This is a genomic window from Pseudomonas sp. GW821-FHT03A09, from assembly GCF_059421065.1.
This window is the reverse complement of the sequence record NZ_JBWKUX010000004.1, coordinates 497,211-522,443: the sequence shown is the minus strand read 5'-3', so window position 1 is coordinate 522,443 and position 25,233 is coordinate 497,211. Positions and strand designations below refer to the sequence as shown.

Here is a 25,233-nt window from a genome sequence, read left to right as displayed (position 1 = left end):
ACATGTAGGGTCTTGTCTGTCGCCGAGGTACAAGATAATGCGTTTTCGAGGGGTTAGCAACGCAGTAACCTGTGGATAACGTTGTGAGTAAAATGTGTAAGAAAGGTTCAATGCCCGTGTAGGCCGCATTACTGCTGGATTGCACCGTTTGTCATTAAATGTTTCGGGCTCAAAACAACTGGCCGTTTTTCGAAGGGCGCGAACCCTATCACAAAAAAACACGATCACCGAGTGGATTTCCAGGCTTGTGCTAGAGGGCTGGCCCGTGGCTACAATCGGTCTTTGTTATGCCTTCTAAACATTACAAATAAGGTGTGGCTGGCGAAGATCAAGTGGGAGGGGGCTTGCTCCCTCCCACATCCTATATCGCGACGAGGATCCCCCGTGGAGCAAGAAGCCTGGCAAATATTGATTGTCGAGGACGACGAGCGACTGGCCGAGTTGACCCGTGATTATCTGGAGAGCAATGGCTTGCAGGTAGCGGTGGAAAGCGATGGTGCACTGGCCGCGGCCCGCATCATCGCCGAACAACCGGACCTGGTGATCCTCGACCTGATGCTGCCGGGTGAAGACGGCCTGAGCATCTGCCGCAAGGTGCGCGAAGACTACGACGGCGTGATCCTGATGCTCACCGCACGTACTGATGACATGGACCAGGTACAGGGCCTGGACATGGGCGCCGACGACTACGTGTGCAAGCCCGTGCGCCCGCGCCTGTTATTGGCGCGCATCCAGGCCCTGCTGCGCCGTAGTGAGCCGCCCGAACCTGTCACCGTGGAGAGCCAGCGCCGCTTGCAATTCGGCCCATTGGTGGTGGACAACGCCTTGCGCGAAGCCTGGTTGCACAACGGTGGTATCGAGCTGACCAGCGCCGAGTTCGACCTGTTATGGCTGTTGGTGGCGAATGCCGGACGCATTCTGTCCCGCGAAGAAATCTTTATCGCCCTGCGCGGCATCGGCTACGACGGCCAGGACCGCTCCATAGATGTGCGTATCTCACGCATTCGCCCGAAAATAGGCGACGACCCGATTCATCCGCGCCTGATCAAGACCATTCGCAGCAAAGGCTATTTGTTCGTCCCCGAAGCTGCTGCCGATATGTCGCTGTGAACTCGATCTTTCTGCGCATCTACGGTGGCATGTGCGCGGCGCTGATTCTGGTGGCACTGCTGGGCGTGCTGGCGCTGCACTTGCTCAATGAGGTGCGCAGCGGCCAGTACCGCGAGCGCCTGGCCCACGGCACCTTTGCCTTGATGGGCGACAACCTGCAACCCATGAGCCCCATCGAGCGCCAACGCGCCCTGGCGGTGTGGGAGCGTTTGCTGGGGATTCCCCTGGAGCTGCGCCCTCTTAATGACGCCCATCTGGATCTGACCCAGCGCAATCGCCTGCAACGTGGTCAGGTGCTGGTGGAGCAGACCGGGCCCCATGCCGCACGTGTCTTGCGTCTGGTCAGTGAACAGGAGTCGTTGGTGTTGACCGGCGAAGTGCAGCAGATCAGTGAGCAATTGGCGCGTGCGACTATCTATTTATTGGCTGATGAACTGGTGCGTTTCCCGGTGGCGGAGCAGCCGCAGCGATTGGCCGACCTGAAGGAGGCCAAGGGTTTTGGCTTCGAGATGCACTTGATGGCCCTTGACCAGGCCGACATGGATGACGACCAACGCCGTCGTGTGTCGGAAGGCGATACGGTGATGGCCTTGGGCAAGGGCGGTGATTCGATCCGCGTGTTCGCCGGTATGGTCGGCACGCCCTGGGTCTTGGAAATCGGCCCGTTGTATCAAATGAACCCTTATCCGGTGCAATGGCTGATCCTGATTGCACTGATCAGCCTGACTCTGATCGGCTTGATTGTGTATTTCCTGGTGCGTCAGTTGGAGCAGCGTCTGCGGGGGCTGGAAGCGGCGGCTACGCGGATTGCCAAAGGCAGCCTGGAGGTGCGCGTGCCGGCCCGTGGGGCGGACTCGGTCGGGCGTCTGGCGGCGGCCTTCAATGGCATGGCTGAGCACCTGCAGCAGTTGCTGGCGATCCAGCGTGAACTGGTGCGTGCGGTGTCCCACGAATTGCGTACTCCAGTGGCGCGCCTGCGCTTTGGCCTGGAGATGATCGGTGACGCCGCCACCCCCGAGGCACGGCGCAAGTACATGGAGGGGATGGACAGTGATATCCAGGACCTTGATGGCCTGGTGGACGAAATGCTCACCTATGCACGCCTGGAGCAAGGTGCGCCGGAGCTGAATTTCCAACGCATCGACCTCAACGCTTTACTCGATCAGGTCATCGGCGAATTGTCGCCACTGCGCCCGCAGGTGAACGTGAGTCGGGGTGTGTGCCTGTCTTCGGCGCATTGGGAGGACGCCTGGGTCGATGCCGAACCGCGTTATTTACACCGTGCTTTGCAGAACCTGGTGAGCAACGCCATGCGTCACGCCCAAGGCCAGGTGTTGATCAGCTACCAGGTAGGCCAGGTGCGCTGCCGCATCGATGTGGAAGATGATGGCCCGGGCGTGCCGGAAAGTGCCTGGGAGCGCATCTTCACACCCTTTCTGCGCCTGGATGACAGTCGCACCCGTGCCTCGGGCGGGCATGGCCTGGGCTTGTCGATTGTGCGACGGATCATCTATTGGCACGGCGGGCGTGCGTTGATCAGCAAGAGCAACAACCTGGGCGGGGCGTGCTTCAGCCTGAGTTGGCCGAGGGACCAAGATAAATCCTGACACCGCCATCGGGAGCAAGCTCCCTCCCACATTTGGAATGCATTTCCCTGTGGGAGGGGGCTTGCCCCCGATAGCGGGCTATCAAGCGCCGATAGCCACCAGACTCAACAGCTGATCCCCAACTACTGCAAACTGCCCCTCCAGTTCCGTGCCATGACACCACTCGGCCGACAGGTCCGTGAGCAAACGCAATCGCACATGACCTGCGTCGGACCATGCCAGCACCTCGGCATGCTCAAAGTAGAAGCGTTTCTGCACAATCGGGTAGAGCGCCTTGAACAAGCTTTCCTTGAGCGAAAACGTCAGCGTTACCAACAGGGCGATCTGCTCACGCGGCATGGTTGCCATGCGTTGCAGTTCATCGGCGGTGAGAATCTCCCCGGCCAAGCGTTCCGCCCGCTCCAGGCTCAACAGGTTCTCCAGGTCCATCCCCAGCCCGCGCCATTGTGCCTTGTAGCCGACGATTGCGGCGGCATGCCCGGTGCTGTGGGTGATAGAGCCGCTGATATGCCCAGGCCACACCGGCGCCCGGTCTTCGCCGATGGCTGGGACGCAATCGAGTCGGTCAAGTTGTTGCAGCGCCATGCGGGCACACACGCGGCCGGCCAGGAACTCGGCCTGACGCTTGGCCACCGAGCGCTGGATGCTGGGGGGCGGCGGCACGGCGCTGCGCTGGAAGTCATCGGCAATCAATAAGGCCGGGTCGAATCGGGTACTGAGAAATACCGTGCCCGGCAATGGCTCTGGCAGCGGCCAATGGGCATCGAGTGGGGTGCAGCAAGCGGGTAGGGGCGTCATGGGCGGTATTTTGCTTCAGTTGGTACGCCAGTGGATAGCCCGCCCCGGTTCAGGCGAGGTTCAGAGCCCGTTCAGGGGGAGTTCAGGGGCGCGTGCGTAGTCTGGCTCCAACAGCCAAACGCATAGAGGTGACCCCATGACTGCGATCAAACAGCTGATGTTGGCATTAACCATGCTCAGTGCCACTGCCGGAGTGCAGGCTTCGGACGGTGCCTTTGCGGCATTTGGCGGCGAGAAAACCAAGAAGTCCAGCAACCTGATCCACCGTGTCAGCTTTGAAGACGCGGGCAGTCAGGCCGCGCCGTGGGGCCAACTGCTCGGGCAGACCGTCCCGCAACCGGGCTACCGCACCGGCTACGAACACCTGACGGGCCAATACAATGGCATTAAACTGCGCCCGCAAGACTTGCAGGGCCGCTATGATATCCCTCTGTCGGACAGTTGAATCGCCTTGGAGAGCCTTATGAAATTGCTGGTGGTGGAAGATGAGGCGCTGTTGCGTCATCACCTGTTGACCCGCCTGACCGACAGTGGGCACGTGGTCGAGGCCGTGGCCAATGCCGAAGAAGCCTTGTACCAGACCGGCCAGTTCAACCACGACCTGGCCATCATCGATCTGGGTCTGCCCGGCATGGGTGGCCTGGACCTGATCCGCCAATTGCGCACCCAGGCCAAGAGCTTCCCGATCCTGATTCTCACGGCTCGTGGCAACTGGCAGGACAAAGTCGAAGGCCTGGCCGCCGGCGCCGACGACTACGTGGTCAAGCCCTTCCAGTTCGAAGAACTGGAGGCGCGGATGAATGCCTTGCTGCGCCGCTCCAGTGGCTTCACTCAGTCTACGATTGTTGCGGGCCCCTTGTTGCTGGACCTCAATCGCAAGCAAGCCTCCCTGGATGAGCAGCCCCTGGCGTTGACCGCCTATGAGTACCGGATTCTCGAATACTTGATGCGCCACCACCAACAGGTCGTTGCCAAGGACCGCCTGATGGAGCAGCTCTACCCCGATGATGACGAGCGCGATCCGAATGTCATTGAAGTGCTGGTGGGCCGCTTGCGTCGCAAGTTGGAAGGCCCGGCGGGGTTCAAGCCGATCGACACCGTGCGCGGCTTGGGCTACCTGTTCAATGAGCGCTGCCGTTGATTCGCTCGCTTCGTATACGCCTGATGCTGGCGGCCGCCACCCTGGCCGTGCTGTTTATGCTGGGCTTGTTGCCCGCCATGCAAGGCGCTTTCAGCCTGGCGTTGCAAGATTCTATCGAGCAGCGCCTGGCCTCGGACGTCACGACGTTGATCTCGGCGGCACGGGTTGAAAACAACCGGTTGCTGATGCCTGCGCAGTTGCCCGATGAGCGTTTCAACCTCACCGACAGTCGGCTGCTGGGCTATATCTACGACCGCGAAGGCCATCTGGTGTGGCGTTCGCGGGCGACCCAGGAAGAAAACATCAACTATCGGCCGCGTTACGACGGGCGCGGCAATGAATTTGCACGCATCCGCGAGGCCAACGGTCAGGAGTTTTTTGTGTATGACGTCGAGGTCAAGCTGCTCGGTGGTAAAAGCGCAGCGTTCAGCATCGTCGCCCTGCAACCTGTGCGCGAATATCAGCTGACCCTTGAGGGGCTACGGGAAAACCTCTATCTGGGGTTCGGCGCTGCCTTGCTTGTGCTGTTGACGTTGCTCTGGCTGGGTTTGACATGGGGCCTGCAAGCCCTGCGGCGCTTGAGCCAGGAGCTGGACCAGATTGAAAGTGGTACCCGCGAAAGCCTTACCGAAGAACACCCCCGCGAATTGCTACGTCTCACCGGCTCCCTCAACCGTTTGCTGCACAGCGAGCGTGAGCAGCGTGCGCGCTATCGCGATTCCCTTGACGACCTTGCTCACAGCCTGAAAACCCCGCTGGCGGTATTGCAAGGTGTCAGCGAGGACATGGCCCAGCGCCCCGAAGAGCGCGGCCAGGCCTGGGTTTTGCAATCGCAGATCGAACGCATGAGCCAGCAGATCGGCTACCAGTTACAACGCGCCAGCCTGCGCAAAAGTGGCCTGGTACGCCATCAGGTACGCCTGGCGCCGGTGTTGCAAAGCCTGTGCGACACCCTGGACAAGGTATACCGCGACAAGCGTGTCACGGTGTCCTTTGACTTGCCGGACGAATGTGATGTGCCCATCGAGAAAGGCGCCCTGCTCGAAATGCTTGGCAACCTGCTGGAAAACGCCTACCGGCTCTGCTTGAGCGAAGTGCGCATCAGCCTGGTGGAAAACCTGGAAGGCACCGAGCTGTGTATCGAAGATGATGGCCCCGGCGTGCCACCGGACCAGCGCGCACGCATTCTGCAACGTGGCGAGCGGCTGGATCGTCAGCACCCAGGGCAGGGGATTGGGCTGGCCGTGGTCAAGGACATCATTGAAAGCTACGGCGCGCGCCTGACCCTGGGGGATTCGCCGTTGGGTGGGGCGGCGTTCAAGATTCACTTTCCTGCCCTGTGATCCCTACTGGCTGTGCTGGCCCCATCGCAGGCAAGCCAGCTCCCACATTTGATCGGGTTCACACCATTAAATGTGGGAGTCGGGCTTGCCCGCGATAGCGTCCGTCCAGCCAAAGCGCCTCTAACTTTCTTGCGCGCGATAAGCCCCAGGCGTAAGCCCTGTCCACTTCTTGAAGGCTCGATGAAACGCCGAGGGTTCGGAAAACCCCAGTTGTTCGGCGATTTCCTGCAAGGACAAATTGGCTCTTCCCAAGTGATAAATGGCGATGTCTCGCCGCAATTCATCTTTGAGTGCCTGGAAGCTGGTGCCTTCTTCCCGCAAATGCCGGCGCAGGGTTTGCGGGCTGATGTGCAGGTGCTGGGCCACGGCCTCCAGGTCCGGCCAGGGCGTGCGGTCACGGCTCAACAAGCGGCGCAGCTGGCTGCTCAAGCTGTCGCCTTCATCCGGCCGTGATAGCAAGTCAGCGGGTGAGCGCTCCAGAAAATGCTTGAGCGTGCGTTCATCCTGCAACAGCGGCAGGCTCAAATAGCGGCTGGGAAACACCAGGCTGCTGCTTGGTGCACTGAACTCCTGAGGGCAGGGGAAGAGCAGGTCATACTCGCCGGCATGGGCCGGCATCGGGTAGCTGAAGGTTGCCTGATGCAACCGGATTCGCTGGCCGATCAGCCAACTCCCCAGGCGATGCCAGATCACCAGCAGGCATTCACTCAGGAAGTGATCAGGGTCCCACAGCTGAGAGTCATCCAGGCTCAGGCGAGCCATGTCGCCTTCTCTTGTCAGCTGCCAGCGCGGACCTTGTGGGAATAGGCTATAAAATAATAAACCGCGTTCCAGAGCCTTCTCCAGGGTGCGGCAGTGAATCAGCGCGTGGCACATCATGGCGAAGGTGCCGCGTTTACTCGACCCCTCGGCGAAGCCCAGGTATTCGTCGTCAAGCGCCAGCCAAAGCATTTGCAAGAGCCGGGTGAATTGCTCCGGAGCAATGCGGGCGCGGGGCTCGGTCAGCAACTCCGGGGTAATGCCCACCTGTTGCAACAGGGCGCAATAGTCGTAGCCCGCCCGGCGCGCACCACCGAGGGCTGCTCGGGCGTAGTGACTGGCGATGGTACGTTCACGCATGTGAGGGCCTCGTCCATGGAGTGGCGGATGTTAGCCATCACTGGGTGGTGCGACAAGGCGGATATCCGCCAAATTGTAGGACGGGATTGGACGAGTGGGCGGAAATCCGCCACCTGTCAGAGGCTGTGGGGAGCGTTTGAAAACCCTCAGCCCTGATGTCTAAAGGCCTTCAGCGGATTTGACGAAAGTGGCACGGCGTTTGCGATAAGAAATGGCAGCGCAGGTTCGGTCCTACCGGCGGCGCAAACAACAAATCCCTCCAGTGCAGGAGGGTTCGCAATTCAAGTGTCGTGGGCAATGGCGGATATTTGCCACACGGGACGATTGAGGAACTTTGCAATGACGACTCGTCAGCCACTGTACAAATCCCTGTATTTCCAGGTGATCGTTGCAATCGTTATCGGTATTTTGCTTGGTCACTTCTACCCGCAGACCGGCGTGGCCCTCAAGCCACTGGGTGACGGCTTTATCAAGCTGATCAAAATGGTCATCGCCCCGATCATCTTCTGCACCGTTGTCAGCGGTATCGCTGGCATGCAAAGCATGAAATCGGTCGGCAAAACCGGCGGCTACGCGCTGCTGTACTTCGAAATTGTTTCCACCATCGCCTTGCTGATCGGCCTGGTCGTGGTCAACGTCGTGCAACCGGGCGCCGGCATGCATATCGACGTGGCGACCCTGGACGCCTCGAAAGTCGCGGCCTACGTGACCGCTGGTGCAGACCAGAGCGTGGTGGGCTTCATCCTCAATGTGATCCCGAACACGATTGTTGGCGCCTTTGCCAACGGTGACATCCTGCAAGTGCTGATGTTCTCGGTGATCTTCGGTTTTGCCCTGCATCGCCTGGGCGCTTACGGCAAACCGGTGCTGGACTTCATCGATCGCTTCGCCCACGTGATGTTCAACATCATCAACATGATCATGAAGCTCGCGCCAATTGGTGCCCTGGGTGCCATGGCATTCACCATCGGCGCCTACGGTGTAGGTTCCCTGGTGCAACTGGGCCAGTTGATGATCTGCTTCTACATCACCTGCATCCTGTTCGTGGTCGTGGTGCTGGGTGCCATCTGCCGCGCCCATGGTTTCAGCGTGTTGAAGCTGGTGCGCTACATCCGTGAAGAGTTGTTGATCGTACTGGGTACTTCCTCCTCCGAATCCGCACTGCCACGCATGCTGATCAAGATGGAGCGTCTGGGCGCGAAGAAATCCGTAGTAGGCCTGGTGATCCCGACCGGCTACTCCTTCAACCTCGACGGTACTTCGATCTATCTGACCATGGCTGCCGTGTTCATCGCCCAGGCGACTGACACTCACATGGACATCACCCATCAAATCACCCTGTTGCTGGTACTGCTGCTGTCCTCCAAAGGTGCTGCGGGCGTGACCGGTTCGGGCTTCATCGTACTGGCGGCCACCCTGTCGGCCGTAGGTCACCTGCCGGTGGCTGGCCTGGCGCTGATCCTGGGTATCGACCGCTTCATGTCCGAAGCCCGCGCCCTGACCAACCTGGTGGGTAATGCCGTTGCTACCATCGTTGTGGCCAAGTGGGTCAAGGAGCTGGACACCGACAAGCTGCAAAGCGAGCTGGCGTCCGGTGGTACCGGGATCTCCGATACCCGTCCGGAAGATGACCTGGGTGTGGCCGAAGGTCCTGCTCCAGCCATCAAGTAAGTCGCTGCCGGCGTGAACTGACGCCGAAGCCATCCGCAAACGCCCCGACTGGTTCGGGGCGTTTGCGTTTGTGGCGCGTCACGTTGATGGCTTTTGTTTTACAGTAGGCGAATCGGTTGTAACGCTTGCAGGAGGTTTTGTGGACAGTGTGGATCTGAATGTCCTGCGCAGCGTGCTCGAATGGCGACGCGCCGGGCAGCGGGTGGTGTTGTACAGCGTGGTCCAGACCTGGGGGAGTGCACCACGTCCACCGGGGGCCATGCTGGCACTGCGTGGCGATGGGGTGGTGATCGGCTCGGTGTCTGGCGGCTGCATCGAGGATGACTTGATCGCACGCCTGCAGGACGGTCGCCTGCCCGACGGCGGCCCACCGGTACAACTGGTGACCTACGGCGTCACCCGCGATGAGGCGGCGCGCTTTGGCCTGCCGTGCGGTGGCACGTTGCGCCTGACCGAAGAGCGAGTAGACGATTGGCAGTGGGTCGCACAGCTACTGGCGCGCTGTGAGGATCACCAGATCGTTGCCCGGGAGCTGAACCTGGTGACCGGTGCCGTGACCCTGAGTGAGGCCGGCAAGGATGATGTGGTCAGCTTCGATGGCGAACACCTGCGGGCTATCTACGGCCCGCGCTGGCGGCTGCTGTTGATCGGCGCCGGACAACTGTCGCGCTATGTAGCAGAAATCGCGCGTTTGCTGGATTTCGAAGTGCTCATCTGTGACCCGCGGGAAGAGTTTGTCTATGGCTGGGAAGAGCAGCATGGTCGCTTTGTACCGGGCATGCCGGATGAAGCGGTGTTGAATATCCAGACGGATGAACGCACGGCTATTGTTTGCCTGACCCATGATCCGCGCCTGGATGATATGGCGCTGCTCACGGCGTTGAATTCTGCGGCGTTCTACATCGGTGCTCTCGGGTCGCGGGTCAATACCCAGAAACGTCGGGAAAACCTGGCAGCTCTGGGAGTATCGGCGGAGGCCATAGCACGTTTGCATGGGCCGATCGGTTTGCATATTGGTAGTCACACACCGGCGGAAATCGCCTTGTCGTTGATGGCGGAAATTGTCGCGATCAAGAACGGTGTGGCGCCGATGCAGAAGAAACCGATGCCGGTGGTGGCGCAGTGACAGTCGCTGCGATTGTGCTCGCGGCGGGGCAGGGCAGTCGTTTCCGCGCCGAGGCCGGGCCTGATAAAGACAAGTTATTGGCCGATTGCGTAGGCCTGGATGGCGTGATTCGGCCGGTGATCGAGCAGGTGCTGAGGAATTTGCCCGTGGGCGTTGTCAGGCGCTGGTTGGTGACCTCTCCGGAGCGTTCGGACGTTATCCGCTTGGCTGAGGCGCATGGCTGCGAAGTTTTGCTGCTTCATTCAGCCGGCATGGGCGACAGTATTGCCGCAGCGGTTGCAGCCAGTAGCCCGTCGGACGGCTGGCTGGTGGTACTGGGGGATATGCCATTTATCCAACCGTCGAGCATTGAGCGGGTGATCGATGGGATGGAGCAGGGCGGCATCAGCGTGCCCGTACAGGAGGGACGGTATGGGCATCCTGTGGCGTTCGGCCGGGAATTTGGGCCAGGGTTGATGGCGCTGAGCGGGGATCGCGGGGCCAGGTCGTTGTTTGCTGAGGCGATAGTGAACGAAGTGCTGGTCGAAGATGTTGGTGTGCTTTGGGATATCGATGTGCCGCAGTCCTTGAGTTTCAAGCCTATCTAAATGTGAGAGGGAGCAAGCCCCCTCCCATATTTGATCGGATTCCACTGCATTAAAAAGCCCCGCCTGAGTGATCAGGCGGGGCTTTTTAATTGCTGCTGGAATCAGACGAGAGGTTTGCTCTCGTGTTCTGCTTCCTGTGCAGCGGCAGCGGCAGCGGCGGCTTCAGCTTCCTTGCGACGACGACGCACTTCACGTGGGTCGTTCGGTGCACGGCCGTTCTCGGTCAGGGCGCTGACCGGTGCGGCTTCAACCACCGGCGCTTCAACCACTGGCGCTGGTTCAGCGACCGGAGCGGGCTCAACCACTGGGGCTGGCTCGGCAACCACGACTTCAGCAACCGGTGCTGGTGCTTCTTCTACCACAGGGGCTGGTGCTTCAACCGGTGCTGCTGGTTCAGCGTGCCATTGGAAGGCGGTCTGTTCTTCACGAACTTCCCGTACTTCTGGAGCGGCTTCGACAGCCGGTGCTTCAACCGCGGCTTCAACGACTGGCTGAGGCTCAACCACAGGTGCTGGCTCAACAGCCGCCACTTCAACTTCTGGCTGGACTACAGGAGCCTGTGCAACTTCCACTTCCGGAACAACCGGCGCTTCGATTGGGGTAGTGGCTTCGACCACCGGTGCTTCCACGACTGGCGCTTCAACGACAGGTGCTTCAACCACTGCCGTCTCGACAACAGCTGTCTCAACAACCACGGTTTCTTCGATAGCAGCGGTAGCGCGCTCAGCCTGCTCGTGTGCATGGGCTTCAGCTGGAGCGCTGATGACCGAGCTGGCAACAGCGGCGGTAACGGCCAGACCGGCAGCCAGTTCTGCGCCAGTTGGTTCACCAGTAGCGGCTTCTGCGTTTTCGCCAGCTTCTTCCGAACCTTCGATCACATTGCCGTTGGCATCGCGTTGACGCTCACGACGGTTGCTGCGACGACGCTGACCGCGGGAACGGCGGCGTGGGCGATCACCTTCGGCGCCTTCCTGACCGTCGTCCTGCAGTTGCTCTTCGCCGGTCAGCACTTCTTCTTCACTGGCGGCAGCGGCTTGCTCGGCACGTGGTTGACGCTCTTCACGCGGTGGGCGTGGTTGACGTTCCTCGCGAGGCGCACGCTCTTCACGCGGCTGGCGAGCCGGGCGTTCTTCGGCGACAACCGCTGCACCGGCAACGGCTGGCACGGCGTCCAGCGGCTCGCGCAGTTCACGTACACGCTCTTCACGCTCGCCACGTGGCTTGCGGTCTTCGCGTGGGGCACGTGGAGTGCGTGGTGCGCGCTCTTCGCGCGGTGCACGTTCTACAGTCGGGGTCTCTTCACGGGCTTCGCGAGGTGCACGCTCTTCACGTGGCGCGCGTTCTTCACGCGGTGCACGTTCTTCGCGCGGTTTGCGCTCTTCGTCACGACGACCGTTGCGGTTACGGCTCTGCTGGCGACCGTTGCGACGTTCTTCGTTACGCGCCGGGCGCTCGGCAGCTGGTTTTTCAACCACAACCGGAGCGGCTGGCTCTTCCTTGGTGGCGAACAGGCTGACCAGCGACTTCACCAGGCCCTTGAACAGGCTTGGCTCAGGCAGTGCGGCCGGTGCGGCAACCGGTGCGGCGACTTCGGTCGGAACCGGTGCGTTGGCGCGAGCCGGCGCAGTCTTGACTGCAGCTTCCTGGCGAACCAGGGTGCGGGTCGCAGCGGCTGGCTGGACTTCTTCCACTTCGGCAGCGGCAGCAGCGATCTCGTAGCTGGACTGGCCGCTGTGGGCTTCAGGGCTGTCGTCACGCAGGCGCTGTACTTCGAAGTGCGGCGTTTCCAGGTGATCGTTCGGCAGAATCACGATACGGGCACGGGTGCGCAGTTCGATCTTGGTGATCGAGTTGCGTTTTTCGTTGAGCAGGAAAGCTGCAACCGGGATCGGCACCTGGGCGCGGACTTCGGCGGTGCGGTCTTTCAGGGCTTCTTCTTCGATCAGGCGCAGGATCGCCAGGGACAGCGATTCAACGTCACGGATGATGCCGGTGCCGTTGCAACGCGGGCAAACGATGCCGCTGCTCTCGCCCAGGGATGGACGCAGGCGCTGACGGGACATTTCCAGCAGGCCGAAGCGCGAGATGCGGCCGACCTGTACGCGGGCACGGTCAGCTTCCAGGCATTCGCGGACTTTCTCTTCCACGGCGCGCTGGTTCTTGGCAGGGGTCATGTCGATGAAGTCGATCACGATCAGGCCGCCGATGTCACGCAGGCGCAGCTGGCGGGCGATTTCTTCAGCCGCTTCCAGGTTGGTCTGCAGGGCGGTTTCTTCGATGTCGCTGCCTTTGGTCGCACGGGCCGAGTTGATGTCGATGGACACCAGGGCTTCGGTCGGGTCGATCACGATGGAGCCACCGGAAGGCAGTTCGACCACGCGCTGGAAGGCGGTTTCGATCTGGCTTTCGATCTGGAAACGGTTGAACAGCGGGACGCTGTCTTCGTACAGCTTGATCTTGCTGGCGTACTGCGGCATCACCTGGCGGATGAAGGTCAGGGCTTCGTCCTGGGCTTCAACGCTGTCGATCAGCACTTCGCCGATGTCCTGGCGCAGGTAATCGCGGATGGCGCGGATGATCACGTTGCTTTCCTGGTAGATCAGGAACGGCGCGGAACGGTCCAGGGACGCTTCTTTGATGGCGGTCCACAGTTGCAGCAGGTAGTCGAGGTCCCACTGCATTTCTTCGCTGCTGCGGCCCAGGCCGGCAGTGCGAACGATCAGGCCCATGTCGGCGGGTGCGATCAGGCCGTTCAGCGCTTCACGCAGTTCGTTGCGCTCTTCACCTTCGATGCGACGGGAGATGCCACCAGCGCGTGGGTTGTTCGGCATCAGGACCAGGTAACGGCCGGCGAGGCTGATGAAGGTGGTCAGGGCAGCGCCCTTGTTGCCACGTTCTTCTTTCTCGACCTGGACGATGACTTCCTGGCCTTCGCTCAGGACGTCCTTGATGTTCACGCGGCCTTCAGGGGCTTTCTTGAAGTATTCGCGGGAGATTTCTTTCAGGGGCAGGAAGCCGTGGCGCTCGGAGCCGAAATCGACAAAGGCAGCCTCAAGGCTTGGTTCGATGCGAGTAATACGGCCTTTATAGATGTTGGCCTTCTTTTGCTCGCGTGCACCGGATTCGATGTCCAGGTCGTAGAGGCGTTGGCCATCTACCAGTGCAACACGCAACTCTTCGGGTTGAGTTGCGTTAATCAGCATTCTTTTCATGTTGTACCGTCGGTTTCCGGGCTGCCGGAAACGGCGTTCGGCACACACGACTTCTCACGGTCGGTGTCAGGTGCGTCAAGAGTGGTTGGCCACTCCAGTGTCCAGCAAACACCGGCCAATTGGGCTGGTATCGCGACGGACGCGTCCTGCTTGTTAGCGGTGGTGACAAAGGCACCACTTCAACAAAAGCTAAGGTCAGGAGGAGGAATCAACCGGCGACTGTGGACGAGATGAAGCGTCTAAATATAAGCCTAGTGCTACACGGTCCGACGGTTGTGCATCTCCACCCTACACGTATCCCTGATAATTCGGGTGCTGCCGCGCGCAGAATCCGCAGCGGGTTGGCATTTACCGTGTTCTCCAATGGGGAGTCCACGCTCATGGCTAAACAAGACTAGGTGTGGGCGATTGCGCTCTCACTCAGCTCTTAACAGGCGTTGTTTCCGAAGCATTCGCCATGGTCTGGTTCAAGACTGACTGCACTTTGTGAACTGGCCGTAAATATCGGCGCAAAACGCGAGTATTCACTCTGCTTTCTGCACTCGCTTCAGGCCTCATGTCACCTGCGCTTGTTACAATCCCGAGCCTTCCAAGGTGGCGAAAGCCCCGTAGGACGGCCTCGCGTCCTGATGAATTGCGATGGTCAGGGCCGGCAATTTGCCGCAAGTCCTCTGGCCAGGCCGCTTTTGGCGGCGTTCGCGACTATAGCAGCAATGATTAAGTGCTTCAATTCCATAAAAAATTGTTATCATCGCCGCCATGACGACTCCCGACCCCCAGACCCCCAGCGTCCAGCTGCTTGAGGTCTCGCCGGAATATGCCGGCCAACGCATCGATAATTTTCTCCTGGCCAGGCTCAAAGGCGTGCCCAAGACCTTGATTTACCGCATCTTGCGAAAAGGCGAAGTGCGCGTGAACAAGGGCCGGATCAAGCCCGAGTACAAGCTGCAGGCGGGCGATATCGTCCGTGTGCCACCGGTCCGCGTGCCGGAGCGTGACGAACCTGTTCCGCTGGCCCAAGGGCTGTTGCAACGCCTGGAAGCCTCGATTGTCTTTGAAGACAACAAGCTGATCGTGATCAACAAGCCTTGCGGCATTGCGGTTCACGGCGGCAGTGGCCTGAATTTCGGCGTGATCGAAGCTTTCCGTCAATTGCGACCTGATGCCAAGGAGCTGGAACTGGTCCATCGCCTGGATCGCGATACTTCCGGCCTGCTGATGATCGCCAAGAAGCGCAGCATGCTGCGCCATCTGCACACCGCCCTGCGTGGCGATGGCGTGGACAAGCGCTACATGGCGCTGGTGCGCGGCAATTGGGCCAGTTCGATCAAAAGCGTCCGAGCACCGTTGCAGAAGAGCAACCTGCGTTCCGGCGAGCGCATGGTGGAAGTGGACGAGGAGGGCAAAGAAGCCCTGACCCTGTTCAAGGTGCTGCGCCGTTTTGGTGACTTCGCCACGATGGTCGAGGCCAAGCCGGTCACCGGTCGTACCCACCAGATTCGCGTGCACACCCTGCACGCCGGTCACTGCATTGCGGGCGACACCAAGTACGGTGACGAGGATTTCTCCAAGGAAATTCGCGACCTGGGTGGCAAGCGTTTGTTCCTGCACGCCTACATGCTCACCGTGCCGCTGCCCGATGGCGGAGAGCTGAAGTTGCAGGCGCCGGTCGATGAGATGTGGGCCAAGACCGTGGAGCGTTTGAGTGCCGCACCCTGACTACAAGCTGCTGGTTTTTGATTGGGATGGCACGCTGGCCGACTCCATTGGTCGCATCGTCGAGTCGATGCACATGGCGTCGACCCGTTCCGGCTATGCACTGTGCAGCGACCTGGCGGTCAAGGGCATCATCGGCTTGGGTTTGCCTGAAGCGATACGCACGTTGTACCCGGAGATCGATGACGAAGAGCTGATAGCGTTTCGTCAGCACTACGCCGATCACTACATTGCCTTGGAAGCCGAACCTTCGCCGTTGTTTGAGGGGGTAAGGCAATCCCTTGAGGCGTTCCGCGCCGAGGGCTATCACTTGGCTGTCGCCACCGGCAAGGCTCGTCGCGGGCTGGACCGGGTGCTCAAGGCCCACGGCTTTGAGGATTATTTCGATATCACTCGTGCAGCCGATGAAACTGCCAGCAAGCCTCACCCTCTGATGCTGGAACAGATCCTGACCCATTGCGGCGTGGCGCCGCGTCAGGCGTTGATGGTGGGGGATGCGTCCTTCGACTTGATGATGGCGCGCAACGCTGGCATGGACAGTGTGGCTGTCAGCTATGGTGCCCAGGCGGCTGAGGCCTTGCAGCAATACGAGCCTCGGCTGACGATTGATCATTTTTCCGAATTGCAGGCCTGGCTCAGTCAGGCCCGATAAGTCTTTGCTGGGGTTAATGGCATGAGTGACGAGTGGAAAGCGCCTGAAAAGGCCGAAAGCGCTGATGAAAAGAGCTGGAAGTTGCTGGAGAAAACCCTCCTGGCCAGCGTCCAGGAGCAGCGTCGTGCGCGACGTTGGGGGATTTTCTTCAAGCTGCTGACCTTTGTCTGGCTCATCGCCATGCTGGCGCTGTTCAGTCCACTGATGGATGTTGAAAAAAGCGCTACCCGTGGCAGCCACTACACCGCGTTGATCGAGGTGCGCGGGGTGATTGCCGACAAGGAGTCCGCCAGCGCCGACAATATTGTCAGCGCTCTGCGTGCTGCGTTTGAAGATTCCAAGGTGAAGGCCGTGATCCTGCGTATCAACAGCCCGGGCGGTAGTCCTGTGCAGTCGGGCTATGTTTACGACGAGATTCGCCGTCTGCGCGCGCTGCACCCGGATACCAAGCTGTATGCGGTGATCTCCGACCTGGGGGCTTCGGGGGCTTATTACATTGCCAGCGCCGCCGATCAGATCTATGCCGACAAGGCCAGTCTGGTCGGCTCCATTGGTGTGACGGCTGCCGGTTACGGTTTTGTCGGGGCCATGGAGAAGTTGGGAGTGGAGCGCCGCACTTACACTTCAGGTGAGCACAAGTCGTTCCTTGACCCGTTCCAGCCGCAAAAGGCCGACGAAACCCAGTTCTGGCAAGGTGTGCTCTACACCACTCATCGCCAGTTCATTGCCAGCGTGAAGCAGGGGCGTGGTGATCGCCTGAAGGATAAAGAGCATCCGGAGTTGTTTTCCGGGCTGGTGTGGTCGGGCGAGCAGGCGTTACCGCTGGGCTTGATCGATGGCTTGGGCAGTGCCAGTTCGGTGGCGCGGGATGTGATTGGCGAGAAGGAACTGGTGGATTTCACGGTCGAGGAGTCGCCGTTTGATCGGTTCTCCAAGCGGCTCGGCGCCAGCGTGGCGGAAAAGCTGGCCTTTTACATGGGCTTCCAGGGGCCGACCCTGCGCTGAAATCCTGAGGCTGGCATAGCTCAAAGTGTGGGAGGGGGCTTGCCCCCGATAGCAGAGGATCAGTCAGCTAATCTGTAGCTGATCCGCCGCAATCGGGGGCAAGCCCTCTCCCACATTTGATTTTGTGGTGTCCTTAGGGGATCTCCACGCCTTCAGCGAGCAGCATGTCGACCAGTCGGATCAGTGGCAAGCCGACCAGGCTGGTCGCATCCGGCCCTTCGGTGCTCTGAAACAGGCTCACGCCCAGCCCTTCGGCCTTGAAGCTGCCCGCGCAGTCATAGGGTTGCTCAGTCCGTAAGTAGCGCTCGATCCGCTCTACGTCGAGCTTACGCATATGCACGGTAAACGGTACGCAATCGACCTGGCAGCGTCCCGTCTCGGTGTTCAGCAACACCAGTCCGGTCAGGAAGCTGACCCGCTTGCCGCTGGCGGCCAGTAATTGTTCGCGGGCGTTTTCAAATGTGTGGGGTTTGCCGATAATGCGCCCTTCAAGCGCGGCCACCTGGTCGGAGCCGATGATTAAATGCCCTGGATGGCTAGTCGCCAGTGCGCGAGCTTTCTGTGTGGCCAAGCGCTTGACCAGTTCCACGGCAGACTCATTTGCACGATGACTTTCGTCGATATCCGGCGAGCTGCAGATGAATGGCAAGTGCAGGCGGCTCAGCAATTCCCGGCGATAAACCGAGCTGGATGCGAGTAATAAAGGCAGCATGGGCGTCTCCTCAAGGCAGCCGCCGATTCTAGCGGGGCGACCGGCTGACGCACAGGGCTGAATTTCCTTTGACATGGCTGGGTGCATCCCTATAATGCTGCGCCTATGTTGAATGACCCGATTCCACCTCACGTTGACCCGCGCAAATTGGCTGATCGTGGCACTTCCCTTCAAGGTGAACTGCTGCTGGCCGATTTGGAGAGACTCTGCGACCCGCTTTCCGACACTGTCGGTACGGTGCAGGCCAAATTCGTTTTTGAACGAGATGAACGTAAATCTGTGGTAATCCACAGTTTTATCGACACCGAAGTCAAAATGGTTTGCCAGCGTTGTCTTGAGCTGGTCACCCTGCCGATCCACAGCGAGTGCAGTTATGCTGTGGTGAAGGAGGGTGCGAATACCCAGTCGTTGCCGAAAGGTTATGACGTGCTGGAACTGGGCGAAGATCCTTTGGATCTGCATGCACTGATCGAGGAGGAGCTTTTGCTCGCCTTGCCCATTGTGCCTGCTCATCATCCGGAAGAATGCCAGCAGCCGGCGGGCCTCGATGACGAGCCCGAACCGAGCGAGGACGAGGTAACGCGGTCCAACCCGTTCAGTGTATTGGCGCAGTTAAAGCGTGACCCAAACGTTTAGGAGTTAATCAATTATGGCTGTTCAGCAGAACAAAAAATCCCGCTCCGCCCGTGACATGCGTCGTTCGCACGACGCTCTCGAGGCAAGCACCCTGTCCGTAGAAAAGACCACCGGTGAAGTTCACCTGCGTCACCACGTATCGCCAGAAGGCGTATACCGTGGCCGTAAAGTGATCGACAAGGGCGCTGACGAGTAATCACTTGTCCGCTCAAGTCATCGCGATTGACGCAATGGGCGGGGACTTCGGTCCCCGCAGCATTGTTCAGGCTTGCATTGCCAGTCTGTCTGCAACGCCCTCGCTGCACCTGACCCTTGTCGGTCAACACTCCCTACTTGAAGAACTGATTGCCAGCCATCCGGCGGTGGATCGCGCGCGCCTGACGATTATTCCGGCCAGCGAAACCATCGGCATGGATGAAAAACCGGCGACAGCCTTGCGTGGCAAACCTGACTCCTCGATGCGGGTAGCCTTGGAACTGTTGCGTGATGGCAAGGTGCAGGCTTGTGTCAGCGCTGGGAACACTGGCGCCTTGATGGCGCTGTCGCGCTATGTGCTCAAGACGCTGCCTGGCATTGATCGGCCGGCGATGGTAGCGGCGATTCCGACGCAGAAGGGCTATTGCCAACTGCTGGACTTGGGCGCGAACGTCGATTGCAGCGCCGAGCATCTGTTCCAGTTCGCTGTGATGGGTTCGGTGGCCGCCGAAGCGCTGGGTGTGACGCGGCCGCGGGTGGCCCTGCTGAATATCGGCACCGAAGACATCAAGGGCAACCAGCAAGTCAAGCTAGCGGCTACGCTGTTGCAGGGCGCGCGTGGGCTGAATTACATCGGCTTTGTCGAAGGCGACGGTTTGTACCGGGGCGAGGCGGATGTGGTGGTGTGCGACGGATTTGTCGGCAATATCCTGCTCAAGTCCAGTGAAGGCTTGGCGACCATGATCGCTACGCGTATTGAGGTGTTGTTCAAGCGAAACCTGGCTTCGCGTGCAGTTGGCGCCCTGGCATTGCCGTTGATGCGTCGCTTACAGGCTGACTTGGCACCGGCGCGGCATAATGGTGCCAGCTTTCTCGGCTTGCAGGGCATTGTGGTGAAAAGCCATGGTTCGGCGGGTGTTGAGGGCTTTCAAAGTGCGATTGCACGCGCCGTAATCGAAATTCAGGAAAACCTGCCGCAGCGTTTGCACGGCCGTCTTGAGGATCTGTTGCCTTAGGCGAATCGGCCCGGGAGTGCTTAAATGTGACCGGCCAGTTCAATTGACCATCCAATCTGTCAGTTTCGTTCGCTCCCACCGTAGGAGTGAGCATTTTTGACGACCAGATCATTAGGGGCTTGTTACATGTCTACATCCCTCGCATTCGTCTTTCCAGGGCAGGGCTCGCAGTCCCTCGGCATGTTGGCCGAGCTGGGCGCGCAATACCCGCTGATCCTGGAAACCTTCAAGGAAGCTTCCGATGCCCTGGGTTACGACCTGTGGGCACTGACCCAGCAAGGGCCGGAAGCACAGCTCAATCAAACCGACAAAACCCAGCCGGCCATCCTGACCGCTTCCATCGCCTTGTGGCGCTTGTGGCTGGCAGAAGGCGGCGCGCGTCCGGCATTCGTTGCCGGTCATAGCCTGGGTGAATACAGTGCCTTGGTTGCCGCGGGCAGCTTGACCCTCGGTGAAGCGGTCAAGTTGGTCGAGCGTCGCGGCCAGCTGATGCAGGAAGCCGTTCCGGCCGGGCAGGGCGGCATGGCCGCTATCCTGGGTCTGGAAGATACTGATGTGATTGCTGCCTGCGCCGAAGCGGCCCAGGGCGAAGTGGTCAGCGCCGTGAACTTCAACTCCCCTGGCCAGGTGGTCATCGCCGGTGCCAAGGCGGCTGTTGAGCGTGCCATCGAAGGTTGTAAGGCCCGCGGTGCCAAGCGTGCGCTGCCGTTGCCAGTGAGCGTGCCATCCCACTGCGAACTGATGCGCCCGGCCGCCGAGCGTTTTGCCGAGTCCATCGCCGCCATCAATTGGCAAGCGCCGCAGATCCCATTGGTGCAGAACGTCAGCGCAGCCGTGGCCGCCGACCTCGACACCCTCAAGCGTGACCTGCTGGAACAGCTCTATAAGCCTGTACGCTGGGTTGAATCGGTTCAGACCCTGGCCGCCAATGGTGCCACCGAACTGGTCGAGTGCGGCCCAGGCAAAGTCCTGGCCGGCTTGAACAAGCGTTGCGCCGACGGCGTGTCGACTGCCAACCTCAATACCCCGGATGCCTTCGCTGCCGCTCGCGCGGCACTGGCCTGATCCCCACACTTAGGAGAAGCCTGCATGAGTCTGCAAGGTAAAGTTGCACTGGTTACCGGCGCCAGCCGTGGCATTGGCCAGGCGATTGCCCTGGAATTGGGCCGTCAGGGCGCTGTCGTGATCGGCACCGCCACCTCCGCTTCGGGTGCCGAGCGTATCGCCGCGACCCTGAAGGAACACGGCGTACAAGGCACCGGCCTTGAGCTGAACGTGACCAGTGATGAGTCCGTGGCTGCTGTGCTGACCGAGATCACCGCACAATTCGGCGCTCCGGCGATTCTGGTGAACAACGCCGGCATCACCCGCGATAACCTGATGATGCGTATGAAAGACGACGAGTGGTACGACGTGGTCGATACCAACTTGAACAGTCTGTTTCGCTTGTCCAAGGGCGTTTTGCGTGGCATGACCAAGGCGCGTTGGGGCCGAATTATCAATATTGGTTCCGTAGTGGGTGCCATGGGCAACGCAGGCCAAGTAAACTACGCCTCCGCCAAGGCCGGCCTGGAAGGTTTCAGCCGTGCATTGGCGCGTGAAGTCGGTTCGCGGTCGATTACGGTCAACTCGGTGGCCCCTGGGTTCATCGACACCGATATGACCCGCGAACTGCCGGAAGCACAGCGTGAAGCGTTGCTGACGCAGATTCCGCTGGGCCGTCTGGGCCAGGCTCAAGAGATCGCGAATGTGGTCACTTTCCTGGCATCCGACGGTGCGGCATACGTGACCGGGGCTACAATCCCGGTGAACGGCGGGATGTACATGAGTTAAATTGTGACGGATCGCTTCAAAAAAATGTCATACGAGCTGTCTAAAATCCGTTATAAAGCTGCAACTTAATTTATAGGCAGGTGGCCGACCGGGTACAGGGTGAAGCTTTCAGTTGAAAAGCTGAAATGGCTTTCTATACACTTACCCACTGGCCAGCTGCCTGAATTTGTCCATTAGGAGTGAAAACAAGGTATGAGCACCATCGAAGAGCGCGTCAAGAAAATCGTTGCCGAGCAACTGGGCGTTAAAGAAGAAGAAGTGGTAAACACTGCTTCCTTCGTTGAAGACCTGGGTGCCGACTCCCTTGACACCGTTGAGCTGGTGATGGCTCTGGAAGAGGAATTCGAGACCGAAATCCCGGACGAAGAAGCTGAAAAAATCACTACTGTTCAAGCTGCTATCGACTACGTTACTAGCCACCAGGCGTAATAGTTTGTAGTCGTCGCTTGCTGTCAGGGAAAAACCGCACTGCTGTAACGGCGTGCGGTTTTTTCTTTAGCCCTGATGAAAAGTGAATGCTGAAGCAAAGTGTCGTCATTAGAAAAAGGAGAGTGCTGTGTCGCGTAGACGCGTCGTAGTCACCGGTATGGGTATGTTGTCGCCACTGGGCACGGATGTGCCGAGCAGTTGGCAGGGCATTCTGGCTGGCCACAGTGGTATTGGTCTGATCGAACACACGGACCTTTCTGCCTATTCCACCCGTTTTGGCGGCTCGGTAAAGGGTTTCAATGTCGAGGAATATCTCTCGGTCAAGGAATCCCGCAAGCTCGACCTGTTCATTCAATACGGCTTGGCAGCCGGTTTTCAGGCGGTGCGTAATGCCGGCCTGGAAGTTACCGACGCCAACCGTGACCGCATCGGCGTGGCCATGGGATCGGGTATTGGTGGTTTGACCAATATCGAAGAAACCAGCCGCACGTTGCACGATTCCGGCCCCCGTCGAATTTCACCGTTCTTCGTGCCGGGCTCGATCATCAATATGATTTCCGGTTTCCTGTCCATCCACTTGGGCGCACAGGGGCCTAACTACGCCATCGCAACGGCGTGCACCACGGGCACTCACTGCATCGGCATGGCGGCGCGCAACATCGCCTACGACGAAGCGGACGTGATGATCGCCGGCGGCGCCGAAATGGCTGCATGCGGCCTGGGCATGGGGGGCTTTGGCGCATCCCGTGCGCTGTCGACCCGTAACGACGAGCCGACCCGTGCCAGCCGTCCGTGGGACAAGGGCCGTGACGGTTTCGTACTGTCCGATGGCGCTGGTGCCTTGGTATTGGAAGAGCTTGAACACGCCAAGGCCCGTGGTGCGACCATCTACGCAGAACTGATTGGCTTTGGCATGAGCGGTGACGCCTACCACATGACCTCGCCACCGTCCGACGGTGCCGGTGCTGCGCGCTGCATCACCAACGCCTTGCGCGATGCGAAGGTCAATGCCAACCAGGTGCAGTACATCAACGCCCATGGTACTTCGACCCCGACGGGCGACCTGGCGGAAGCCGAGGCCATCAAGTCGGTGTTCGGTGAGCATGCCTACAAGCTGGCGGTCAGCTCGACCAAGTCCATGACCGGCCACTTGTTGGGCGCGGCAGGTGCGGTCGAGGCGATCTTCAGCGTGATGGCCATCAAGGACCAGGTCGCTCCGCCGACCATCAACCTTGATGAGCCGGACGAAGGCTGCGACCTGAACTTCGTGCCCCACGAAGCGCAACCGATGCCGATCGACGTGGTGATCTCCAACTCGTTCGGTTTTGGTGGCACCAACGGTTCCCTGGTGTTCCGTCGGTTCGCCGAGTGATGCACAGCTGGGTCGACGGTCAGCCAGCGGACAGCGTGCCCCTGAAAGATCGCGGCCTGGCGTATGGCGATGGCCTGTTCGAGACCATCGCCGTCAAGGCCGGGCAGCCTGTGCTGCTCGATCGCCATCTGCAACGCCTCGATGAGGGGTGCAGGCGGTTGGCACTGGTTGCGGATCAACCGATGATCCGCAGCGAAGTGCTGGCTTATGCCGCCGCTCTCGGCGACGGTGTCCTCAAGTTGATCCTCACCCGTGGCGACAGCCTGCGTGGTTATGGCATCAACCCTGACGCCCCGGTGCGTCGTATCTTGCAGGGCAGCCCGCCCGCTACCTATCCCCAAGCCCATGGAATCGATGGAATCCGTTTGTTTCCATGTGCCACCCGCCTGGCTGAACAGCCGCTACTGGCGGGGCTCAAGCACCTTAATCGTCTGGAACAGGTGATCGCCCGCGCCGAATGGCAGGATGCCGAGCACGCCGAGGGTTTGATGCTGGATATATCCGGTCGCGTGATCGAAGGCGTGTTCAGCAACCTGTTCCTGGTACGCAACGGGTGGTTACTAACCGCCGATCTGAATCGTTGTGGCGTCGCAGGCGTGATGCGTGCCGAGATCCTGGCCCAGGCGCAAACCCTGGGCATCCCGGCGGCCGTGGCTGACATCAGCGTTGAACAGTTGCAGCTGGCCGACGAAGTCTTTGTCTGCAACAGCGTTTATGGCATTTGGCCGGTGCGCGGGTGCGCTGCGATGAGCTGGTCGGTTGGGCCACTCACCCGTAAACTGCAGGGCATTGTTCGCGCGCTATTGGATATTTGAGTTGATACGAAAACTGGTTTTACTGCTGCTGATCGGTTTGGTCTCGGCAGGCTTGGTGCTGGGCTTCTCCGCCTGGAAGCTCGACTCTGCCTTGAAGCAGCCCCTGAAACTGAGCCAGGAACAATTGCTGGATGTACCGGCTGGGGCTACCCCGACCGGGACCTTCAATCGTCTGGAAACCGAGGGGGTGCTCGACGATGCCTTCTGGTTGCGCCTGTACTGGCGTTTCAATCTCGACGGCCAGCCGCTGCACAGCGGGGAGTACCGCATGACTCCCGGCCTGACGGCCGAAGGCTTGATCGGCTTGTGGCAGCGTGGCGAAGTGGTGCAATACAGCCTGACGCTGGTAGAGGGCTGGAATTTCCGTCAGGTGCGCTCGGCGCTGGCCAAGCACGAAAAGATTGTGCAGACGCTGTCGGGCCTGAGCGACAAGGAAGTTATGGACAAGCTCGGTCACCCCGACGTGTTTCCTGAAGGGCGCTTCTTCCCGGACACCTACCGCTTCGTGCGCGGCATGACCGATGTCGATTTCCTGAAAAAAGCCTACAACCGCCTGGACGATGTACTCGCCCAAGAGTGGGGGAGGCGCGCGGTCGATGCGCCTTACACCGACCCTTATCAAGCGCTGATCATGGCCTCCCTGGTGGAGAAGGAGACCGGTGTACCTGAAGAGCGCGGACAGATTGCCGGGGTCTTCGTGCGACGCATGAAGATCGGCATGCTGCTGCAGACCGACCCGACGGTGATTTACGGCCTGGGCGAACGCTACACCGGCAAGCTGACCCGTGCGCACCTCAAGGAAGCCAACCCCTATAACACCTACATGGTCGCCGGCCTGCCGCCGACGCCGATTGCCATGGTCGGCCGCGAAGCCATCCACGCTGCGCTGAACCCGGTGCCGGGTAGCAGCCTGTATTTTGTCGCACGTGGCGATGGCAGCCATATTTTCTCCGATGACCTGGATGCGCATAATGCCGCCGTGCGTGAGTTCCAACTCAAGCGCCGCGCTGACTATCGTTCCAGCCCGGCGCCCGCGGTGAAGCCGGCGCAGGACGCACCGCCCCCGGCCGATGCGCCCACCGAACCGGCGCCGGATACCGCCGCACCGCAAAGCCCGTAATGACTCTGACTAAGGACT

The 25,233-nt window shown here is 60.0% G+C and carries 24 protein-coding genes; 20 read left to right on the top strand and 4 right to left on the bottom strand.

Going from position 1 to position 25,233, the window contains the following annotated elements; translation table 11 throughout:
• Nucleotides 1–384: 384 nt before the first annotated feature.
• Both AC07V4_RS10255 and AC07V4_RS10250 read left to right on the top strand, forming a co-directional pair.
• Entirely contained in the window at nucleotides 385–1,110 is a 726-nt protein-coding gene (locus AC07V4_RS10255; RefSeq protein ID WP_431751125.1) for a response regulator, read from the top strand.
• On the top strand, nucleotides 1,107–2,717 hold the full coding sequence (locus AC07V4_RS10250; protein ID WP_492635727.1) for an ATP-binding protein: 1,611 nt from the start codon (nucleotides 1,107–1,109) through the stop codon (nucleotides 2,715–2,717). The genes AC07V4_RS10255 and AC07V4_RS10250 overlap by 4 nt, the downstream gene beginning before the upstream one ends.
• 81 nt (nucleotides 2,718–2,798) lie before the next feature.
• Here AC07V4_RS10250 and AC07V4_RS10245 read toward each other — a convergent pair whose 3' ends face one another.
• Complete coding sequence (locus AC07V4_RS10245; RefSeq protein WP_492635728.1) at nucleotides 2,799–3,515, bottom strand: 4'-phosphopantetheinyl transferase family protein; 717 nt, start codon at nucleotides 3,513–3,515, stop codon at nucleotides 2,799–2,801.
• A 136-nt stretch (nucleotides 3,516–3,651) separates the two neighbouring features.
• Between AC07V4_RS10245 and AC07V4_RS10240 the strand changes: the two genes are divergently transcribed.
• Genes AC07V4_RS10240 through AC07V4_RS10230 form a run of 3 tightly spaced genes read left to right on the top strand, consistent with a single transcriptional unit; the run spans nucleotide 3,652 to nucleotide 5,999 of the window.
• Nucleotides 3,652–3,960 (top strand): hypothetical protein, encoded by a 309-nt coding sequence (locus AC07V4_RS10240; RefSeq protein WP_492635729.1) that lies wholly within the window; start codon nucleotides 3,652–3,654, stop codon nucleotides 3,958–3,960.
• Between the two features lie 18 nt (nucleotides 3,961–3,978).
• The gene (locus AC07V4_RS10235; protein WP_060756320.1) at nucleotides 3,979–4,656 is read left to right on the top strand and encodes a response regulator transcription factor; all 678 of its coding nucleotides are present in this window, start codon (nucleotides 3,979–3,981) and stop codon (nucleotides 4,654–4,656) included.
• Entirely contained in the window at nucleotides 4,653–5,999 is a 1,347-nt protein-coding gene (locus tag AC07V4_RS10230) for an ATP-binding protein (RefSeq protein WP_492635730.1), read from the top strand. The genes AC07V4_RS10235 and AC07V4_RS10230 overlap by 4 nt, the downstream gene beginning before the upstream one ends.
• Before the next feature lie 120 nt (nucleotides 6,000–6,119).
• Here AC07V4_RS10230 and AC07V4_RS10225 read toward each other — a convergent pair whose 3' ends face one another.
• Entirely contained in the window at nucleotides 6,120–7,118 is a 999-nt protein-coding gene (locus tag AC07V4_RS10225) for an AraC family transcriptional regulator (protein ID WP_431751120.1), read from the bottom strand.
• Between the two features lie 339 nt (nucleotides 7,119–7,457).
• Between AC07V4_RS10225 and AC07V4_RS10220 the strand changes: the two genes are divergently transcribed.
• From AC07V4_RS10220 to AC07V4_RS10210, 3 genes are all read left to right on the top strand, one after another.
• Nucleotides 7,458–8,789, top strand: coding sequence for a dicarboxylate/amino acid:cation symporter (locus tag AC07V4_RS10220; RefSeq protein ID WP_492635731.1), 1,332 nt, complete (start codon nucleotides 7,458–7,460; stop codon nucleotides 8,787–8,789).
• Nucleotides 8,790–8,928: 139 nt separating this feature from the next.
• The gene (locus AC07V4_RS10215) at nucleotides 8,929–9,915 is read left to right on the top strand and encodes an XdhC family protein (protein ID WP_492635732.1); all 987 of its coding nucleotides are present in this window, start codon (nucleotides 8,929–8,931) and stop codon (nucleotides 9,913–9,915) included.
• Nucleotides 9,912–10,502, top strand: a complete 591-nt coding sequence (locus tag AC07V4_RS10210) for a nucleotidyltransferase family protein (protein ID WP_492635733.1) — start codon at nucleotides 9,912–9,914, stop codon at nucleotides 10,500–10,502. The genes AC07V4_RS10215 and AC07V4_RS10210 overlap by 4 nt, the downstream gene beginning before the upstream one ends.
• Before the next feature lie 101 nt (nucleotides 10,503–10,603).
• Here AC07V4_RS10210 and rne read toward each other — a convergent pair whose 3' ends face one another.
• Nucleotides 10,604–13,714: a ribonuclease E gene (rne, locus tag AC07V4_RS10205; RefSeq protein WP_492635734.1), complete on the bottom strand. Its 3,111-nt coding sequence runs from the start codon at nucleotides 13,712–13,714 to the stop codon at nucleotides 10,604–10,606.
• Between the two features lie 759 nt (nucleotides 13,715–14,473).
• Between rne and rluC the strand changes: the two genes are divergently transcribed.
• From rluC to AC07V4_RS10190, 3 genes are read left to right on the top strand one after another with little or no spacing between them, the layout of a single operon-like run.
• Entirely contained in the window at nucleotides 14,474–15,433 is a 960-nt protein-coding gene (gene rluC / locus AC07V4_RS10200) for a 23S rRNA pseudouridine(955/2504/2580) synthase RluC (RefSeq protein ID WP_492635735.1), read from the top strand.
• Nucleotides 15,420–16,082 (top strand): HAD-IA family hydrolase, encoded by a 663-nt coding sequence (locus tag AC07V4_RS10195; RefSeq protein ID WP_492635736.1) that lies wholly within the window; start codon nucleotides 15,420–15,422, stop codon nucleotides 16,080–16,082. Before rluC ends, AC07V4_RS10195 begins: the two co-directional genes overlap by 14 nt.
• A 21-nt stretch (nucleotides 16,083–16,103) precedes the next feature.
• Nucleotides 16,104–17,087: a S49 family peptidase gene (locus AC07V4_RS10190; RefSeq protein WP_492635737.1), complete on the top strand. Its 984-nt coding sequence runs from the start codon at nucleotides 16,104–16,106 to the stop codon at nucleotides 17,085–17,087.
• 133 nt (nucleotides 17,088–17,220) lie between these two features.
• On the opposite strand, the gene AC07V4_RS10185 is transcribed toward AC07V4_RS10190, so the two are convergent.
• Nucleotides 17,221–17,799: a Maf family protein gene (locus AC07V4_RS10185; protein ID WP_492635738.1), complete on the bottom strand. Its 579-nt coding sequence runs from the start codon at nucleotides 17,797–17,799 to the stop codon at nucleotides 17,221–17,223.
• Between the two features lie 105 nt (nucleotides 17,800–17,904).
• Between AC07V4_RS10185 and AC07V4_RS10180 the strand changes: the two genes are divergently transcribed.
• The 9 genes from AC07V4_RS10180 to mltG all read left to right on the top strand — a co-directional run bounded on the left by AC07V4_RS10180 (nucleotide 17,905) and on the right by mltG (nucleotide 25,215).
• Complete coding sequence (locus AC07V4_RS10180) at nucleotides 17,905–18,435, top strand: YceD family protein (protein ID WP_010566563.1); 531 nt, start codon at nucleotides 17,905–17,907, stop codon at nucleotides 18,433–18,435.
• A 13-nt stretch (nucleotides 18,436–18,448) separates the two neighbouring features.
• The gene (rpmF, locus tag AC07V4_RS10175) at nucleotides 18,449–18,631 is read left to right on the top strand and encodes a 50S ribosomal protein L32 (protein ID WP_003179396.1); all 183 of its coding nucleotides are present in this window, start codon (nucleotides 18,449–18,451) and stop codon (nucleotides 18,629–18,631) included.
• A 4-nt stretch (nucleotides 18,632–18,635) separates the two neighbouring features.
• Nucleotides 18,636–19,646, top strand: coding sequence for a phosphate acyltransferase PlsX (gene plsX / locus AC07V4_RS10170; RefSeq protein ID WP_492635739.1), 1,011 nt, complete (start codon nucleotides 18,636–18,638; stop codon nucleotides 19,644–19,646).
• Nucleotides 19,647–19,772: 126 nt separating this feature from the next.
• Nucleotides 19,773–20,711: an ACP S-malonyltransferase gene (gene fabD / locus AC07V4_RS10165; protein WP_492635740.1), complete on the top strand. Its 939-nt coding sequence runs from the start codon at nucleotides 19,773–19,775 to the stop codon at nucleotides 20,709–20,711.
• A gap of 24 nt (nucleotides 20,712–20,735) precedes the next feature.
• Nucleotides 20,736–21,479, top strand: coding sequence for a 3-oxoacyl-ACP reductase FabG (gene fabG, locus AC07V4_RS10160; protein WP_492635741.1), 744 nt, complete (start codon nucleotides 20,736–20,738; stop codon nucleotides 21,477–21,479).
• Between the two features lie 192 nt (nucleotides 21,480–21,671).
• Nucleotides 21,672–21,908 carry an acyl carrier protein gene (gene acpP / locus AC07V4_RS10155; protein WP_003175607.1) on the top strand — a complete coding sequence of 79 codons (237 nt, stop codon included), beginning with the start codon at nucleotides 21,672–21,674 and terminating at the stop codon, nucleotides 21,906–21,908.
• A gap of 127 nt (nucleotides 21,909–22,035) precedes the next feature.
• Nucleotides 22,036–23,280, top strand: coding sequence for a beta-ketoacyl-ACP synthase II (fabF, locus tag AC07V4_RS10150; RefSeq protein ID WP_431752219.1), 1,245 nt, complete (start codon nucleotides 22,036–22,038; stop codon nucleotides 23,278–23,280).
• Nucleotides 23,280–24,095 carry an aminodeoxychorismate lyase gene (pabC, locus tag AC07V4_RS10145; protein ID WP_492635742.1) on the top strand — a complete coding sequence of 272 codons (816 nt, stop codon included), beginning with the start codon at nucleotides 23,280–23,282 and terminating at the stop codon, nucleotides 24,093–24,095. Before fabF ends, pabC begins: the two co-directional genes overlap by 1 nt.
• Nucleotide 24,096: 1 nt before the next feature.
• Nucleotides 24,097–25,215 carry an endolytic transglycosylase MltG gene (gene mltG / locus AC07V4_RS10140; protein ID WP_492635743.1) on the top strand — a complete coding sequence of 373 codons (1,119 nt, stop codon included), beginning with the start codon at nucleotides 24,097–24,099 and terminating at the stop codon, nucleotides 25,213–25,215.
• Nucleotides 25,216–25,233 lie beyond the last annotated feature (18 nt).

Excerpts from the sequence above, each read along its gene's own strand:
- AC07V4_RS10245 (WP_492635728.1), bottom strand. The coding sequence starts at position 3,515 with ATGACGCCCCTACCCGCTTGCTGCACCCCACTCGATGCCCATTGGCCG.
- AC07V4_RS10240 (WP_492635729.1), top strand. The coding sequence starts at position 3,652 with ATGACTGCGATCAAACAGCTGATGTTGGCATTAACCATGCTCAGTGCC.
- AC07V4_RS10235 (WP_060756320.1), top strand. The coding sequence starts at position 3,979 with ATGAAATTGCTGGTGGTGGAAGATGAGGCGCTGTTGCGTCATCACCTG.
- AC07V4_RS10225 (WP_431751120.1), bottom strand. The coding sequence starts at position 7,118 with ATGCGTGAACGTACCATCGCCAGTCACTACGCCCGAGCAGCCCTCGGT.
- AC07V4_RS10220 (WP_492635731.1), top strand. The coding sequence starts at position 7,458 with ATGACGACTCGTCAGCCACTGTACAAATCCCTGTATTTCCAGGTGATC.
- rne (WP_492635734.1), bottom strand. The coding sequence starts at position 13,714 with ATGAAAAGAATGCTGATTAACGCAACTCAACCCGAAGAGTTGCGTGTT.
- rluC (WP_492635735.1), top strand. The coding sequence starts at position 14,474 with ATGACGACTCCCGACCCCCAGACCCCCAGCGTCCAGCTGCTTGAGGTC.
- AC07V4_RS10190 (WP_492635737.1), top strand. The coding sequence starts at position 16,104 with ATGAGTGACGAGTGGAAAGCGCCTGAAAAGGCCGAAAGCGCTGATGAA.
- AC07V4_RS10185 (WP_492635738.1), bottom strand. The coding sequence starts at position 17,799 with ATGCTGCCTTTATTACTCGCATCCAGCTCGGTTTATCGCCGGGAATTG.
- AC07V4_RS10180 (WP_010566563.1), top strand. The coding sequence starts at position 17,905 with ATGTTGAATGACCCGATTCCACCTCACGTTGACCCGCGCAAATTGGCT.
- rpmF (WP_003179396.1), top strand. The coding sequence starts at position 18,449 with ATGGCTGTTCAGCAGAACAAAAAATCCCGCTCCGCCCGTGACATGCGT.
- fabD (WP_492635740.1), top strand. The coding sequence starts at position 19,773 with ATGTCTACATCCCTCGCATTCGTCTTTCCAGGGCAGGGCTCGCAGTCC.
- fabG (WP_492635741.1), top strand. The coding sequence starts at position 20,736 with ATGAGTCTGCAAGGTAAAGTTGCACTGGTTACCGGCGCCAGCCGTGGC.
- acpP (WP_003175607.1), top strand. The coding sequence starts at position 21,672 with ATGAGCACCATCGAAGAGCGCGTCAAGAAAATCGTTGCCGAGCAACTG.
- pabC (WP_492635742.1), top strand. The coding sequence starts at position 23,280 with ATGCACAGCTGGGTCGACGGTCAGCCAGCGGACAGCGTGCCCCTGAAA.